The organism is Stenotrophomonas sp. YJH_SMC_54 (genome assembly GCF_059368435.1).
This window is the reverse complement of the sequence record NZ_JCAFRS010000003.1, coordinates 224,298-239,516: the sequence shown is the minus strand read 5'-3', so window position 1 is coordinate 239,516 and position 15,219 is coordinate 224,298. Positions and strand designations below refer to the sequence as shown.

The following is a 15,219-nucleotide window of genomic DNA, read 5'->3' as shown; positions in this document are numbered from 1 at the left end:
GCACTCTAACAAAGCGCGCAAGCGGCGCCGGTTCAGGTTCGCCGCGTTGGATACAGCGGCGCCAGGCCAGTGTCAGCGGCGCCGGTAGCCGCCGACCAGTGCGGTCCGTCACGGAAGACCTCGCGCAGACGCGCGCGCAGCGATGCCAGGTCGCCCTGCCCGCCCCAGCGTGCCTGCTGCAGGTCCTGCAGCACCTGGCGCTGGCCAGGGTCATCCAACCGCGCGATGACCTGCTCGATGCGCTCAACCCCGGCCATCGCGCACAGCTGCGCTTCCACCTGATCGAAGCCTTCGCCATCCAGCGTGCGGCGCAGTTCGGTCAGGCCGGCACGTCCGCGCGCCACAGTCGGCACAGAGGGCTTGCCGGCTGCAGGCGTCGCCGCACGCGGTCGGCGGCCTCGCTGCCAGCCCCACAACAGGGTCAGCAGCCACAGCAGCGCCAGTCCGATGGCCGCGCCCATCCACGGCCACGGGCGTTCGGCCAGGCCGCTGGCGCGCGGATCGGTCGCGGCGATGCGGCTATCCTGGCCATCGCCACCCGGCAGCGCAGCATCGGTGTCGATCGGCGGTAGCGACGCAGGTGAAGCACTGCCACCGCCACTGCCGGCTGCGACAGCCAGTGTCAGGTCCGGCAGCTTCGCTTCCTGCGCCTTGCCTGCGCGCACATCCCACCACGGCAGGCGCGGCCCCGGCACCACCAGCGAGCCTGGCTGGCGCGGCACGATCGAGTAGCGGCGGGTGATCTTCAGCCGCGGGGTGCTGCCATTGAACGATTCTTCGTACTGCGCAGGTTCGGCGAATACCTGCGCATGGGTGCCCAGATCCGGCACCGGCAGGTCGGTGAACTGTGCACGGGTTGCCCCTTCGGCAATCGCCTCGACCACCACAGTGGCGGCCTCACCGGTACGGGCGCTGGTCGGCGCACCGGTGTAGCGCAGCTGAAGGCTCTGCAGCGGAAGCCATGGCTGCGGCGCCTGTGCCGGTTGCGCCTGCACCTGCAACGTGCGGTCGGCGCCGGTGGCATTCATGCGGCCGTCGCCGCCGCCGAAGAAGTCGTCGAAGAAGCCACCGGCACTGCGCCCACTGAAGCGCGCACCGGCCAGCCGAAGTGCACCGCTGCGCTCGGGGATCAGCAGGAAGCGGCGCTCGACCACGTTGTAGCGGCGGCCGTTGACCTGCCGCACATCGGTGCGGTCATCGCCTACCCGCTGCAGCGACGCACCCGCCGGGGTATCCAGCACCAGTTCGCCAGAGGCCAGCTGAGAGGCGAAGAACAGCCTCACCACCACGCCTACGCTCTGCTGCACATACGGCGTTTCGTCATCGACAACGGTTTCGATGAATGCCACCGCATTGCTGTCGGGGCCGGCCACGGCAGCGGCATCCACCTGCAGGGTCAGCGGCGCGGTACGGACGCTGCCCACCTGCAGGCCCGGCACCACCAGTGCACCACTACGCCGTGGCGTCAGCGCCACGCCATACAGGTTGCGCTGCTGCATGCTGCCGTTGCTCCACTCCACCTGGCGGCTGCTGGTCTGCCCGCTGAGGTCGAAGTCGGTGCGCAACGGTGTGAAGTCAGGGGCGCCCTGGTCGCTCTCGACATTGAGCGTGACCGTGTCGCCCATCGCGATGCGGTCGCGGTCCAGCCACGCGCGCGGCTGCGCCCAGGCCAGCAGCGGCAGCCACAGCAGCAGCGCCGCCAGTACCTGTCGGGGCCAGTGCCCGTGCATGTTGATCACCCGCGTCATCGCCCTTCCCTCTTCCTGCGTTCATTTTCCAGCTGGAACTTGGCCCGCAGCAATGCGCCCGGATCATCCGGCACGCGTCGCATCCACGCCTCCACCGCCTGTTGCTCTTCGCGTTGGCGCGGAGTAGTGCCGTCACTGCCTGGCACGGGTTTGCCATCCTGTTCGCCCTTGCCCTCACGTGCCTGCTGCATCGCCTGCTGCATGCGCTGGCGCTGCTGCTCATCAGCCTGGGCCTGCGCCTTGGCATCCTCCACCTGTGGTGGCGCCTGCTGTCCATCGCGGCCACGCTCGCCGGGCTGAGGCGCCGACTGCGCGTCGTCGTCACCCGCCTGGGGCTGCCCCTGCTGGCCCTGCTGAGATGGTGGCTGACCCTGTCCTGGATCCTTCTGGCCCTGCTGCGGTTGCTGGCCCTGCGGGTTCCGCTGGCCCTGTGAATTGTTCTGCTGCTTCTGCTGCCCGTTCTGCTGCGGTTTCTGCTGGTCCTGGCCCTGCCCCCCCGACTGCTTGCGCTTGCGTGCGGCATCAACCACGGCACGGTTGGCGACCGCATCGGCCATGCCGGGATGCAGCGCCAGCGCGCGGTCGTAGGCGGCGATGGCTTCGTCGTAGCTGCCCTGGCGCGCCAGCGTGTTGGCCAGGTTGTACCAGCCCGCATCACTGTCGATGCCCTCGAACTGCTTGCGCGCAGTGGCGAAGTCGCCCGCACGATAGGCCTGCACGCCGTCGGCCAGGCGCTGGTGCTGCAACTGGTCGGCCCGCTTCCACAGCGTGCCCTGCGATGGCGGCGAAGCGGGCGCTGGAGCTGCCTGCGCCCGCACATCCCCCATCCATGGCAGCAGGCCCACCGCCAGCACTGCGGCCAGCAGCGCGCGGCGGCGGAAGGCGAGCAGCGCCAGCAGCATCACCGGTGGCAGCAGCCAGAATCCTTCATCGCGCCATTGCCTGCCCTCGCCGGGCCGCTGCGCCGCAGTACCTTCGCGTGCATCAAGCACACCCAGTGCGCGCAGGTCACTGCCATCGGCGGTGATGCGCGCATAGCGACCGCCACCTGCCGTGGCCACCGCACGCAGGCGACCTTCGTCCAGCGCAGCCTGGCGGATCTGTCCGCTGTCGTCACGATACGCCGCACCCGCCGGTGTACCGAGCCCCAGCACCGACACCTGCAGGCCGAGCCCACGTGCCTGCGAGGCCGCCAATGCAGCTTCACCATCGGCTTGATCGGTGACCAGCAGGATCTGTCCCTGCGCTGCAGCGATCTGCCGCATCAGCCGCGTGGCCCAGTCGATGCCACGGTCGGCACGCTGGCCATCACGCGGCATCACATCCGGCGACAAGGCATCCAGATACAGCGCGACGTTGCTGCCGTCATCGGTCAGCGGCGCCACGGTGTAGGCATCTTCGGCGTACACCACCAGCCCCACCTGCCCACCCTTGCGTGCGCGCAGGAGCTCGCCGACCTTGGCCCTTGCCTGCAGCAGGCGCGACGGTGGCAGGTCGGTGGCAGTGATGCGGCTGGACAGATCCAGCACGATCAGCAGCGGCGCGCTGGGCTGGAACATCGGCTGTGCCTGCTGCCGCCAGCTCGGCCCCGCCATCGCCAGTGCTGCCAGCGTCCAACCCAGCAGCACTGCCAATGGCAGCCGCACGCGACGGCGAGCACCGGCGGCCAGCAGATGCGGCAACAGGTGCGCATCCACCGCCTGCCGCCACGCATCGCTGCGCCGCTGCCGGTACAGCGCCACGGCGAGAATCACCGGCAAGGCCAGCAAGGCCCACAGCCATTCCGGGCGCAGGAAGTGCAGTGCATTCCAGTCGGGAAGATGGGATGCCAACGCGATCATCGACGGCGCTCCGGCCACACCCATGCCAATGCCCCCAGCAGCAAGGCCAGGCCCAATGGCCACGCATAGCGCTCCTCGCGCGGGCGCAGGCTCGGCCCCTTCGCAGCGATCGGCTCCAGACGATCCAGTTCGGCGTAGATGCCGGCCAGCTGCGCGGTATCGCGTGCGCGGAAGAACTGGCCACCGGTCAGGCTGGCAATCTTCTTCAACGTGGCCTCGTCGACCGGGTCCTGGTCAGCGGAAATCGGAATACCGAGGAAGCGCATGCTGCCATCGCCACCGAACGCGACGGTGTGGATGCGCACCCCTTCAGCTTGCGCGACTTCGGCCGCACGCAGCGGTTCCAGCACGCCGGCATTGCTGACGCCGTCGGTCAGCAGGATCAGTACACGTTGCCCTTCCGGCTGGCTGCGCAGGCGCTTCACCGCCAAGCCGATGGCATCACCGATGGCCGTCTCGCGCCCGGCCAGGCCGACCACGCTGTCGCGCAGCTGGTCGCGCACACTGGCCAGGTCCGCAGTGAGTGGCGTGAGCGTATAAGCGCGGTCCCCGAAGATCAGCAGGCCGATGCGATCGCCGGCACGACGATCCAGGAAATCGGCCAGCACGGCCTTGGCTGCGGTGAGGCGATCCACCGCCTGCCCCCCCAGCACCATGTCGCCCTCGCCCATGCTGCCGGACACGTCCATCGCCAGCATCATCTGCCGGCCCTGCTGCGGTGGCGTGATCGCTTCGCCCAGCTGTTGCGGGCGAGCCAGTGCGACACACAGCGCGCACCAGCCCAGCCACAACAGCAGCGTACGCAGCCACGACCCATCGACGCGGCCGCCACCGGCCAGCGCTTCCAGTTCCGTCGCCGCATAGGGCACGCGCAGCGCAGCGCCGGGATCGGCACGACGCTTCCACCAGCGCATCAGCAACGGCAACGGCAGCGCCAGCAGGGCCAGCGGCCACGCCAGCTGCAGGTCGGGCCATGGCCAGTAACTTGCCAGCAGGTTCATCGGCGGCGCTCCAGCAGCATCGCCAGGTAGCGCTCGCGCGCCCAGCTACGCACGGCCGCCACTTCGCTGGCGTCCACGCGGGGACGATAGGCACCTTCGGCCAGGAGGTTGCGGCGCGCATCCGGCAACGTGCCCTTCGGATCCACGCGCTGCCACCAGGCATCGTCACGCAGGGATTCACTGCCGGGCTGTGCCTGTCGCGCGGCGCGACGCAGCAGGCCGGCGATCGCCGCCAGTTCCGCGGTGGCATCGGCGGTGGTGGCCAGCTCCTGGTCGAACGCCTGCAACCAGCGTTGGCGACGACGGCGGCGCTGCCACCACAGCAGGGCCAGCGCCAGGATCACCAGCAACACCGCGCCACCGACCATCAGATAGCCGGGGGCCGGCGGCCACCACGACGGTGCCGGCGGCAACTGCACATCGCGCAGCGGAAGGTTGGCGCTCATGCCGGCACCTCGGTTACCGGTGGTGCCAACCAGGCGTCGCTGGGCGCATCGGTGGACAACACCTGCACGTCAACGCGGCGTGCGCCGAGCTGGCGGCGCAGCGCCTGCAGTGGTTCGACGAAGTGCGCCTGCCAGTGCGCCTGCACCTCGCTGCGACGCAGGTCGAGGCCAATGCGCTGCTGCGCGGTCTGGAACTGCAGGGCCGCCGAGGGCGGTTGCAGTTCGAGGGGATCGACCAGCAGCACCAGGCTGAGGTCATGGTGCTGGGCCAGCGCGCTCCAGCGCACGACGGGAATCCGCGCGGCCTGCTGCGGATCGGCCAGCACCAGCATGCGCGCCCCGGGGCGCAGCACGCGGGCGGCATGGTCCAGCGCGCGTTCCAGGCCGAGATCGTCGGCGGGCGGCTGTGTGTACCAGCGGGTGAGTGCGTCGAGCACACGCAGTACACCACGCGGCCCACCCGCAGGTGCAATCGGCGCTTCGCGGTCACTGCCGCGCAGGGCACCCACGCGGTCACCGCGACGCTGCGCCGACCACGCGGCGACGGCGCCCGCGCGTGCCGCCTGCACCGACTTGAATCGCACGCGGGTGCCGAAATACAGCGCCGGCGACGTATCGGCCACGATCAGGCTGACCCGCTCGCGTTCGGCCTGGAAAAGCTTGGTATGGGCACGGCCGGTCCGCGCGGTCACGCGCCAGTCGATATGCCGTGCATCATCACCGGCCACGTACTCGCGTGACTCGGCGTACTCCATGCCACGCCCACGCAGCGGCGACGGCGCCTGCCCGGCGTTGCCGGCACGGCCACGGCGTGGCGGCGGCGGCCGCTGTGCCAGCCGGCGCAGGGCTACCAGTTCGGACAGGTGCGGGCGCAGTCCGTCGCCATCACTGACGGTGGATGCGGCTTCCAGGGATGGATCGGTCATGCGCGGGCTCAGGGTGCCGGCACCCGGGCCAGCAGCTCCTGCACCAGGCGTTCGCCATCCCAGCCTTCGGCGGTGGCTTCGTAGCTGGGCAGCACGCGATGGCGCAGCACGTCGGCGGCAACCGCACGCACATCGTCGGGGGTGACGAAGTCACGGCCGGCCAACCAGGCGCGTGCACGGGCGCAGCGTTCCAACGCAATGGAACCACGCGGGCTTGCGCCCCAGGCGATGCGGCGCCCGAGGCCGGCGTCATAGCGCGACGGATCACGCGAGGCCAGCACAAGTTCGACCAGGTAGCGCTCCAGCGCCGGCGCCATGTGCAGGTCCAGCACTTCGCGGCGGGCATCGAACACATCCTGCATCGGCAGCTTCTCCGGTGCGGGTGCCGCCTCGCCCAGGGCGCCACGGGCACGCTCGCGGGCGAGCCGCAGGATCTCCGATTCGGCGGCCTGGTCCGGATAGCCGATGCGTACGTGCATCAGGAAACGGTCCAGCTGCGCTTCCGGCAGCGGGAAGGTACCTTCCTGCTCGATCGGGTTCTGCGTGGCCATCACCAGGAACAGCGGCGGCAACGCATAGGTGTGGCGGCCAACCGTGACCTGGCGCTCGCCCATGGCCTCCAGCAGCGCCGACTGCACCTTGGCCGGCGCACGGTTGATCTCGTCGGCCAGCAGGATCGGGTGGAAGATCGGGCCAGGTACGAATTCGAAGCGCCCTTCCTGCGGGCGCCAGATCTCGGTGCCGGTCAGGTCGGCCGGCAGCAGGTCGGGGGTGAACTGCACGCGGGCGAAATCCGCCTCCAGGCGCGAGGCCAGTGCGCGGATGGCCGTGGTCTTGGCCAGTCCCGGGGCGCCCTCCACCAGCAGGTGCCCGTCGGCCAGCAATGCGATCAACAGGCGTTCGACCAAAGCCGCCTGGCCGACGATTTCGGCCGACAGCGCGTCGCGCAACTGGTTGAAGGCGCCATGCAGGCGGGAGGCGGCCGGCGCGGGCGGCGGCGAGACGGTTTCGGGCATCGGCGGTGGCAGGTTCATGGGGGCCTTTGACCGGCGCGGGACGGCACGGGTTCCCCACATCATCGCAGGGTGCCCTGCGATTGGCATCAAGAACGGCTGAACGGGCCTCTCCTCCACGCATGGCGTGGATCTACCGGATCATCCGCGGACTACGTCCGGCATGAACGAAGAAGGGCCGCACATGGCGGCCCTTGTTCGTGTCGCGGGTTCGCTGGCTCAGTTCTGCCTGGCCACGCGCAGCACCTTCGGGGTGACGAACACCAGCAGCTCGGCCTTGTCCTTGCTGCGGCCACGCTTCTTGAACAGGTTGCCCAGGAACGGTACATCGCCCAGGAACGGAACCTTGCTGATGCTGTTGCGGTCGGTGAACTCGTACACACCACCGATGACCACGGTCTGCCCGTCCTCGACCAGCACTGCGGTGTTCACTTCGCGGCGGTTGATCGACGGCACGGTGCCATAGCCTTCCAGCTGGATCAGCCGGTCCACTTCGTCCTTCTTCACCTGCATGTTGAGGAACACGCGGTTGTCGTTGGTGATGGTCGGGGTGACCTTCAGTTCCAGCACCACTTCCTTGAACTGCACGTTCGGCGTAGCGACACCGCCCGCACCGGCGCTGATGGTCACATAGCCGATTTCCTTACCCTGCTTGATCAGGGCCTCGCGCTGGTTGGTGGTGACCACGCGCGGGTTGGAGATCACTTCACCACGCGACTCCTCCTGCATGGCCGACAGCTCGACGTCCAGCAGGTAGCCGGCATTGAGGATCGACAGCGCAAGCGAGCCTGCCGGGTTGGTGGACGCCGCCGGCATGGCCCAGTTCAGGCCACGGGTGATTGCCGAGCCGACCGGCACCGGCGCCGGGCCCGTACTGCCACCGGCCAGCCAGTCGCGGTAGGCCTTGGCGTTGGTCGCATTGGCTTCGACCTGCGACTTGCGGGTTGCCTCGTTGGCTTCCAGATTGCCGCTGAAGTAGGCGTTGTCGCGGCTGCCACTGATGCCGAACCGCGCGCCCAGCTCACGCGCGAACGTATCGGTGGCGATCACGATGCGGCTTTCGATCAGCACCTGGTCGACCGGGCGGTCGATCACGTTGATCAGCTCACGCATGCGCGCGATCTTCTTCGGAATGTCGCTGATCATCAGCGTGTTGGTGCGCTCGTCGGCAACGATGCGGCCACGGCCGGACAGGAAGCCACTCTCCTCCTGCGACGACCCACCACCACCGCCACCTGCGCCACCACCGCCACCACCGCCGATGCCCTTGGCTTCGGTCAGGGCTTTGAAGATCTGGGTGGCGCTGTGGTAGTTGATCTGGACGTAATCGGTCACCAGGTCTTCGCGGTTCTCGATGGCGATGCGCGCGTCTTCCTTCTCCTGCTCGAACTTGGCCAGCTCGGCCTGCGGGCCGACCCAGATCACGCTGCCATCGCGTCGCTTGTCCAGGCCCTTGGCACGCAGCACGATGTCCAGTGCCTGGTCCCACGGCACGTTGACCAGGCGCAGGGTCACATTGCCCTGCACCGAGTCGGAGGCCACCACGTTGAGGTTGGACTCTTCGGCGATCAACTGCAGCACGGTGCGCACTGGCACGTCCTGGAAATTGAAGGTCACCGGCTTGCCGGTGAAGCCACGCTGGCCGACGGCCTTTGCGGCCTGGGTGACGCTGCCGGCGGTCACTGCACCGACGGCGGCCGGAGCCTGCCGCGCGCTGATCTCCACCACGTATTCGTTGCCGCTCTGGTAGGCCAGCGACTCCACCGCACCGCCGGTGCTCAGCACCAGCTGGGTGCCGGCGCCGGACGGCTTGGCGTCGATGCGCTGCACCGGCGTGGCGAAGTCGACGACGTTCAACGGCTTCTGCAGGTTGGCCGGCAGGCGGGCATTGCCCACGTCGACCACCACGCTGTTGCCCTGCGTGCGCAGGTCCGGGATCGCGCCCTGGCCGTCAAACTGCACGATCAGGCGACCCGCGCCATCATCGCCGCGCTTGAAATCGATCTTGGCCACCGACAGGCCGGCCGGTGCCGCGGCCGGTGCGACGGTGGTGCCCACCGGCTTCTCCGCCGGTGCGGCGGCCAGCGCCGGAGCGCAGGCCAGCATCAGCGCGACTCCCAACGCGCTGACACGGTTCAAGGTAGAGCGCCGGTTGGGACGCAGCCCCTTGGCTTGGTGAAAGGTCATCGTGCTATCCCCAGTAAACGATCATTGATCTTCAAGCGAGAGCGTTGCCGGCCGTTCCAGCCAGCCACCCGCGCCATCCGGCACCAGTTCGATCAGCTCCACACGGTCTTCGAAGACCGCAGTGACCCGCCCGTCGCTCTGCCCCAGGTAACCGCCCGGGCGCACCCGGTAGGTCACCTTGTCCGGCCCCATCACCAGTGCGACGGTGCCGCCGCCGGTGCCGATGGTACCGACCATGTCCAGTGCGTCCAGCGGGAAGCCCTCCAGGGGCTCCTTGCGCCGGTTCGGATCCGGCCGCAATCCGCCATTCCCCTGCGGATTGGTCCAGGCGTCGGTGAACGGATCACGCAGGCCCTGCGCGGAGTACTCGAAGGTCTCGAACTGCTGCATCACAGGCAACGGTTCCAGCGGCTGCGCCGGCCGGGCACGTTCGCCTTCCACCCACTTCTCGAGATTCGGCGCGTCGCCCGGCGTGCTGGTCACGCCACGGCCGCAGGCGGCCAGCAGCAACACGGCAGCGACCATCCCGCAACGTGCAAAGAAGGAACGGATCACTTGCTGCCCTCCTTGCCGGCTTCAGCCTTCTGCTGTTCCTGCACCTCGGTCTCGTCGAGATACCGGTAGGTCTTGACCGTGCCGGACAACTCCAGCGCACCGGCACGCGAACCACCGCCAGCCTTGTCCGCCGGCTTCAGGTTGATGTCGTGCATGGTCAGGATCACCACGCGCGGCAGCGAGGCCACGCCACTGACGAACGCACCGAACTGGTGGTAGCTGCCCACCATCTTCAGCTTGATCGGCTTCTCGGCGTAGAACTCCTTGACCTGCTCCTGTTCCGGTTCGAACAGCTGGCTGGTCAGGCCGCTGGACAGCGCGGTCTGCGAAATGTCGATGATCAGGTCCGGCATTTCGGTCTTGCTGGGCAGCTGCCGCAGCATCTGCTGCAGCACCTGCTCCATCTGCGCCAGCTGCTGCTTCAGCGGCCCCAGGTTCACCGCGCGTTCCTGCTGCTTGGAGAACTCGGTGCGCAGATCGCTTTCCTTCGATTCCAGGCTGGCCAGTTCATCGCGCTTGCCGCTGATCAGCAGCATCCATGCAACGAACATGATGACCAGGGCCAGCAACGAACAGAAGACGATCTTGGCCTTCTGCGGCCAGTTGCCGATGTCGTTGAAATCCAGGTTCTTCAGATCGATTTTCTGGCTCATGCGCGGTCCCCCTGCAGCGGGGCGTAAGAGGCCTGCGGCGGCTGCGCCAGGCGGCTGCCCTCAGGCCTGGCGGCCGGGGCCGGTGCGGCGGGCTGGTTCGGCTTGGCCGGTGCAGGCGCCGGTGCGCTGGCGGGTGCTGCGGCCGGGGCCGCCGCCGGTTGGGCCGGGGCCGGTGCTGGTGCAGCAGCCGGGGCCGCCGCATCGGGGCCGGCGGCAAGCGGCGCCACGGCGGGCGTCGCAGCCGGGGCGGCCGCCACGCTGCCATCCGCGTTCAAACCGGCAGTGCCTGTCTCTTCACTCTGCGCCGGCAGCTTCACCGTGACCTTGAACATGTACGGCAGCGCCTTGATGTCCGATACCGGGCCGGCTGCACTCTTGTCTCCGGCGCTGGCCTGGATGATCGACAGCTCCGGGTTGGTCATCCAGCCGGAGGTTTCCAGGTTGCGCATGTAAGCCGACACGCGGGCATTGGACTGGGTGCGTCCCTCGAGGGTGAGCATGTCCCCCTCCTGCTGCAGGGCGGTCAGCACCACGCCGTCGGGAATCGTGCGCACCAACGCGTCGAACAGGTGGACCATCTGCGAGCGCTTGGCCTGCAGTTCCTCGATCACCTTCTTGCGGGCCAGCAGGCGGTCCTTCTGCGCATCGAGGCGATCGATCTCCTTGTTCTGTTCCTTGACCTTCTCGATCTCGGCTTCCAGATAGGCATTGCGGTCCATCTGGCCGCTCACCTGCCGGTCGTAATAGAACCAGATCAGCAGCGACAGCAGCAGGCCACCGATCGCGGCCATGCCCAGCATTGCGTAGAACTCGCGCTGGCGTTGCTTGCGCCGCTCGGCGCGCCAGGGCAATAGATTGATGCGTGCCATCAGTCGAAGCTCCTCAGCGCCAGACCGGTGGCGATCATCAGCGCGGGGGCATCCTGGGCCAGCGCATGTGCGTTCACCTTCGGGCCCAGGGTCATCTGTGCCAGCGGGTTGGCGACCACGGTCGGCACGCCCAGCTGTTCCTCGACCATTTCCGGCAGCCCGCCCAGCACGGCGCAGCCGCCGGCCAGCACGATGTGATCAACGCGGTTGAACTCACTGCCTGCATAGAAGAACTGCAGCAGGCGGCTGATCTGCTGGACCGTGGCTTCCTTGAACGGCTCCAGCACTTCCATCTCGTAGCTTTCCGGCAGCCCGCCCTGACGCTTGGCCAGGCCGGCCTCCTCGTAGCTCAGGCCGTAACGGCGCATGATCTCGTCGGTCAGCTGCTTGCCACCGAACACCTGTTCGCGGCTGTACAGGCTGCGGCCGCCGCGCAGGACGTTGAGGGTGGTCATGGTGGCGCCGATATCGACCAGCGCGACCACGCCGTCGATGGACACCGGCAGCTCGCTGGCGACCAGTGCGTAGGCGTTCTCGACCGCGAAGGCCTCCACGTCCATCACCTTGGCCTGCAGGCCACCCAGTTCCAGGGCCGACTGGCGCAGTTCCACGTTCTCCGAACGCGACGCGGCCAGCAGCACCTGGACCATCTCCGGGTTGTTCGGGATCGCCCCGATCACCTCGAAGTCCAGGTTCACTTCCTCGATCGGGTACGGAATGTAGTTGACCGCTTCCAGCTCGATCTGGGCTTCCATGTCGTTCTCGTCGAGCTCGGCCGGCATCGGGATCACCTTGGTGATCACCGCCGACCCGGCGACGGCGGCAGCGGCCAGCTTGGCCTTGCTGCCTGAACGGTTCATCGCACGGCGGATGGCCTCACCCACGGCCTCCACTTCCACGATGTTCTTCTCTACCACCGCATTCGGCGGAAGAGGTTCCACAGCGTAATGTTCCACACGGAAACGATTGCCGCTGCGGGACAGCTGCAAAAGCTTTACCGCAGTCGAACTGATGTCGACGCCTACAAGCGGCGACTGACTTTTTGGGATGAGCCCCACGGTTTCTCCCCTGCCGACGGGCACTTGGACGCAAGACCTGCGCCCGAGCATTAATAACGTATTCTTAGCAAATGGCAACGGCCCTGCTGTGAAGTTCCTCACGGATTCACGATGCAGCCCCTGACTGTTCCCCTTGCGCTCCCCGGTGCCGACCCCAGCCGCCACCTTGCGTAATCTATACTCTGCGACCACGAAATTCGCAATCGGAATCTGAACCCGATGACTCGACTCCGCCGCTGGCTGCGCTGGATCTTCCTGATTGTCCTGGTCCTGGCGCTGATCGGCGCGGCCGCCGTGGGCGGTCTGTACTACGCTGTGTCCTCCAAGCTTCCCGACGTGCAGACCCTGCGCGACGTGGAAATGCAGGAGCCGATGTACGTCTATGCTGCCGACGGCAAGCTGATGGCGGTGTTCGGCGAGACCCGGCGCACCCCGATCACCATGAAGGACGTGCCCGAGCGCCTGAAGCAGGCCTTCCTGGCCACCGAGGACGCCCGCTTCTACGAGCATGGCGGCGTGGACTACATGGGCATCGGCCGTGCGGTGTGGCTGCTGGCCACCACCAACGACAAGCGCGTGCCGGGTGGTTCCACCATCACCCAGCAGGTGGCCCGCCAGTTCTTCCTCAGCTCCGAGTACAGCTACACCCGCAAGCTGGCCGAGATCCTGCTGGCGCGGAAGATCGAGTCCGAGCTGAGCAAGGATGAGATCTTCGAGCTGTACCTGAACAAGAGCTTCTTCGGCAACCGCGCCTACGGCGTGGCCGCCGCGGCCGAGTTCTACTACGGCAAGAAGCTGAACGAGCTGGACCTGGACGAGATGGCCTCGCTGGCCGGCATCCCCAAGTTCCCGTCCTCGGGCAATCCGATCTCCAATCCGGAGCGCGCCCGCCAGCGCCGCGACAATTACGTGCTGCAGCGCATGGCCGACCTGAAGTTCGTCAGCCAGGCCGAGGCCGACGCGGCCAAGGCCGTGCCGATGCACGCCACCGCCCATGAGCCGCCGGTGCAGGTCGACGCGCCGTACGTGGCCGAGCTGGTGCGCCAGGAAATGATCGCCCGCTTCGGCGGGGATGTGGTCAACAAGGGTTACCACGTCACCACCACCATCGACTCCACCCTGCAGACCGCCGCCAACCAGTCGGTGCGCGACGGCCTGCTGCTGTACGACCACCGCCACGGCTGGCACGGCGTGGAGAAGCAGGTGCAGGTGGGTGCCGGCGAAGACGCCGCCGCCCTGGCCGAGCACCTGCGCGGCATGTACGGCCAGGCCGGCCTGCTGCCGGCGATCGTCGCCAGCACCGGCGCCGATGGCAGCGCCACCGTGGTGCTGGCCAACCGCAGCGAGATCGTGCTGCCGGCCGGTGCCGCCAAGTGGACCAACAAGACCCCGGGCAAGCTGGTGCAGCGCGGTGACATCGTGCGCGTGCGTGCCGGTGCCAAGGAAGGTGAGTGGCTGCTGGACCAGATCCCGCGCGGCCAGTCCGCGCTGGTCTCGCTCGATGCCCACAACGGCGCCCTGAAGGCGCTGGTCGGTGGTTTCAGCTTCTCCGGCAACAAGTTCAACCGCGCCACCCAGGCCCGTCGCCAGCCGGGTTCGAGCTTCAAGCCCTTCATCTACGCCGCGGCCTTCGACAAGGGCTACAACCCGGCCTCGATCGTGCTCGACGCGCCCGTCGTGTTCCGCGACCGCCGCGGCAAGACCTGGGCCCCGCAGAACGACGGCGGCGGCTTCCGCGGCCCGATGCGCCTGCGTGAGGCGCTGGTGCAGTCGCGCAACCTGGTCTCGGTGCGCCTGCTCGACGGCATGGGCGTGGACTACGCGCGCAAGTACATCAGCGAATTTGGTTTCGCCGAATCCGAACTGCCGCCGAACCTGTCGATGTCGCTGGGTACCGCCTCGCTGACCCCGCTGTCGGTGGCCCGTGGCTACGCTGTGTTCGCCAACGGCGGCTCGCGCGTGGACACCTGGCTGATCGACCAGGTCAATGACCGCGACGGCAACCTGGTGTTCAAGGAAAACCCGGCGCTGGCCTGCCGCGACTGCGCCGGCAGCAGCGACCAGCCGGTCAACCAGGTGGTGGACGGCTTCAACTTCGGCGCCCCGGCCCCGAAGGTGGACCCGGCCGCTGCGGCCAAGGCCGAAGCCAAGACCGAAACCCCGGCCGCGCCGGCCAACCCCGATGCCCGCACCGCTCCGCGTGCGATCGACGCCCGCACCGCCTACCAGCTGGTATCGATGATGCGCGACGTGGTCCAGCGCGGTACCGGCGTGCAGGCCAAGGTGCTAGGCCGCGAGGACGTGGGCGGCAAGACCGGCTCCACCAACGACCACCGCGACGCCTGGTTCTCCGGCTTCGGTGGCCCGTACGTGACCACCGTGTGGGTGGGCCGCGACGACTTCCGCTCGCTGGGTTACCGCGAATACGGTGGCAAGGCGGCCCTGCCGATCTGGATCGACTACATGCGCACCGCGCTGAAGGACACCCCGGTCGCGCAGAACGAACCGCCCAGCGGCATGGTCCAGGCCACGCTCAACGGCGCAACCGAATGGGTGAAGGTGGAAGACATGGACCGCCTGACCGACTACGACCTGAACCTCAATACGCCACAGGCCGACGCCGCCGCGTTCGATATCTTCTGAGGAACGGTCCGGTGGGTGCCAACCGTGGGTTGGCACCGATGCGGCCCTGGTAGAGGCCAACCTTGGTTGGCGCCTCGTGCCGACCAAGGTCGGCACCTACCAGAGCATCGGTGGGTGCCAACCGTTGGTTGGCACCGATGCATTCGCCGGGCACGGTCCCGCGCTGCTCTGGTAGAGGCCAACCTTGGTTCGCGCCTCGTGCCGACCAAGGTCGGCACCTACCAAAGCGTCGGTGGGTGCCAACCTTGGTTGGCACCGATGCATCCGCCGGGCACGGTC

General features: G+C 68.0%; 12 protein-coding genes. 1 reads left to right on the top strand and 11 read right to left on the bottom strand.

Annotated features, from left to right (window positions below; translation table 11 throughout):
• Positions 1-32: 32 nt before the first annotated feature.
• The 11 genes from AC5P5S_RS05160 to AC5P5S_RS05110 all read right to left on the bottom strand — a co-directional run bounded on the left by AC5P5S_RS05160 (position 33) and on the right by AC5P5S_RS05110 (position 12,297).
• Complete coding sequence (locus AC5P5S_RS05160; RefSeq protein WP_099472649.1) at positions 33-1,748, bottom strand: BatD family protein; 1,716 nt, start codon at positions 1,746-1,748, stop codon at positions 33-35.
• The gene (locus AC5P5S_RS05155) at positions 1,745-3,589 is read right to left on the bottom strand and encodes a VWA domain-containing protein (RefSeq protein WP_062605741.1); all 1,845 of its coding nucleotides are present in this window, start codon (positions 3,587-3,589) and stop codon (positions 1,745-1,747) included. The genes AC5P5S_RS05160 and AC5P5S_RS05155 overlap by 4 nt, the downstream gene beginning before the upstream one ends.
• Entirely contained in the window at positions 3,586-4,590 is a 1,005-nt protein-coding gene (locus AC5P5S_RS05150; protein ID WP_024958482.1) for a vWA domain-containing protein, read from the bottom strand. The genes AC5P5S_RS05155 and AC5P5S_RS05150 overlap by 4 nt, the downstream gene beginning before the upstream one ends.
• Entirely contained in the window at positions 4,587-5,036 is a 450-nt protein-coding gene (locus AC5P5S_RS05145; protein WP_076739771.1) for a DUF4381 family protein, read from the bottom strand. Before AC5P5S_RS05145 ends, AC5P5S_RS05150 begins: the two co-directional genes overlap by 4 nt.
• Positions 5,033-5,962 (bottom strand): DUF58 domain-containing protein, encoded by a 930-nt coding sequence (locus tag AC5P5S_RS05140; RefSeq protein ID WP_005414346.1) that lies wholly within the window; start codon positions 5,960-5,962, stop codon positions 5,033-5,035. The genes AC5P5S_RS05145 and AC5P5S_RS05140 overlap by 4 nt, the downstream gene beginning before the upstream one ends.
• Before the next feature lie 8 nt (positions 5,963-5,970).
• Positions 5,971-6,996, bottom strand: coding sequence for an AAA family ATPase (locus tag AC5P5S_RS05135; protein ID WP_005410854.1), 1,026 nt, complete (start codon positions 6,994-6,996; stop codon positions 5,971-5,973).
• Between the two features lie 198 nt (positions 6,997-7,194).
• Positions 7,195-9,162 (bottom strand): type IV pilus secretin PilQ, encoded by a 1,968-nt coding sequence (locus tag AC5P5S_RS05130; protein ID WP_005410855.1) that lies wholly within the window; start codon positions 9,160-9,162, stop codon positions 7,195-7,197.
• Between the two features lie 21 nt (positions 9,163-9,183).
• Entirely contained in the window at positions 9,184-9,687 is a 504-nt protein-coding gene (locus AC5P5S_RS05125; RefSeq protein ID WP_043035665.1) for a pilus assembly protein PilP, read from the bottom strand.
• Between the two features lie 26 nt (positions 9,688-9,713).
• Positions 9,714-10,370: a type IV pilus inner membrane component PilO gene (locus AC5P5S_RS05120; protein WP_005410857.1), complete on the bottom strand. Its 657-nt coding sequence runs from the start codon at positions 10,368-10,370 to the stop codon at positions 9,714-9,716.
• Positions 10,367-11,239 (bottom strand): PilN domain-containing protein, encoded by an 873-nt coding sequence (locus AC5P5S_RS05115; protein ID WP_005414347.1) that lies wholly within the window; start codon positions 11,237-11,239, stop codon positions 10,367-10,369. Before AC5P5S_RS05115 ends, AC5P5S_RS05120 begins: the two co-directional genes overlap by 4 nt.
• Positions 11,239-12,297 carry a pilus assembly protein PilM gene (locus AC5P5S_RS05110; RefSeq protein WP_005410860.1) on the bottom strand — a complete coding sequence of 353 codons (1,059 nt, stop codon included), beginning with the start codon at positions 12,295-12,297 and terminating at the stop codon, positions 11,239-11,241. The genes AC5P5S_RS05115 and AC5P5S_RS05110 overlap by 1 nt, the downstream gene beginning before the upstream one ends.
• Positions 12,298-12,516: 219 nt before the next feature.
• Here AC5P5S_RS05110 and AC5P5S_RS05105 point away from each other — a divergent pair, with 219 nt between their 5' ends.
• Positions 12,517-14,940 carry a penicillin-binding protein 1A gene (locus AC5P5S_RS05105; protein ID WP_012481143.1) on the top strand — a complete coding sequence of 808 codons (2,424 nt, stop codon included), beginning with the start codon at positions 12,517-12,519 and terminating at the stop codon, positions 14,938-14,940.
• Positions 14,941-15,219: the final 279 nt, after the last annotated feature.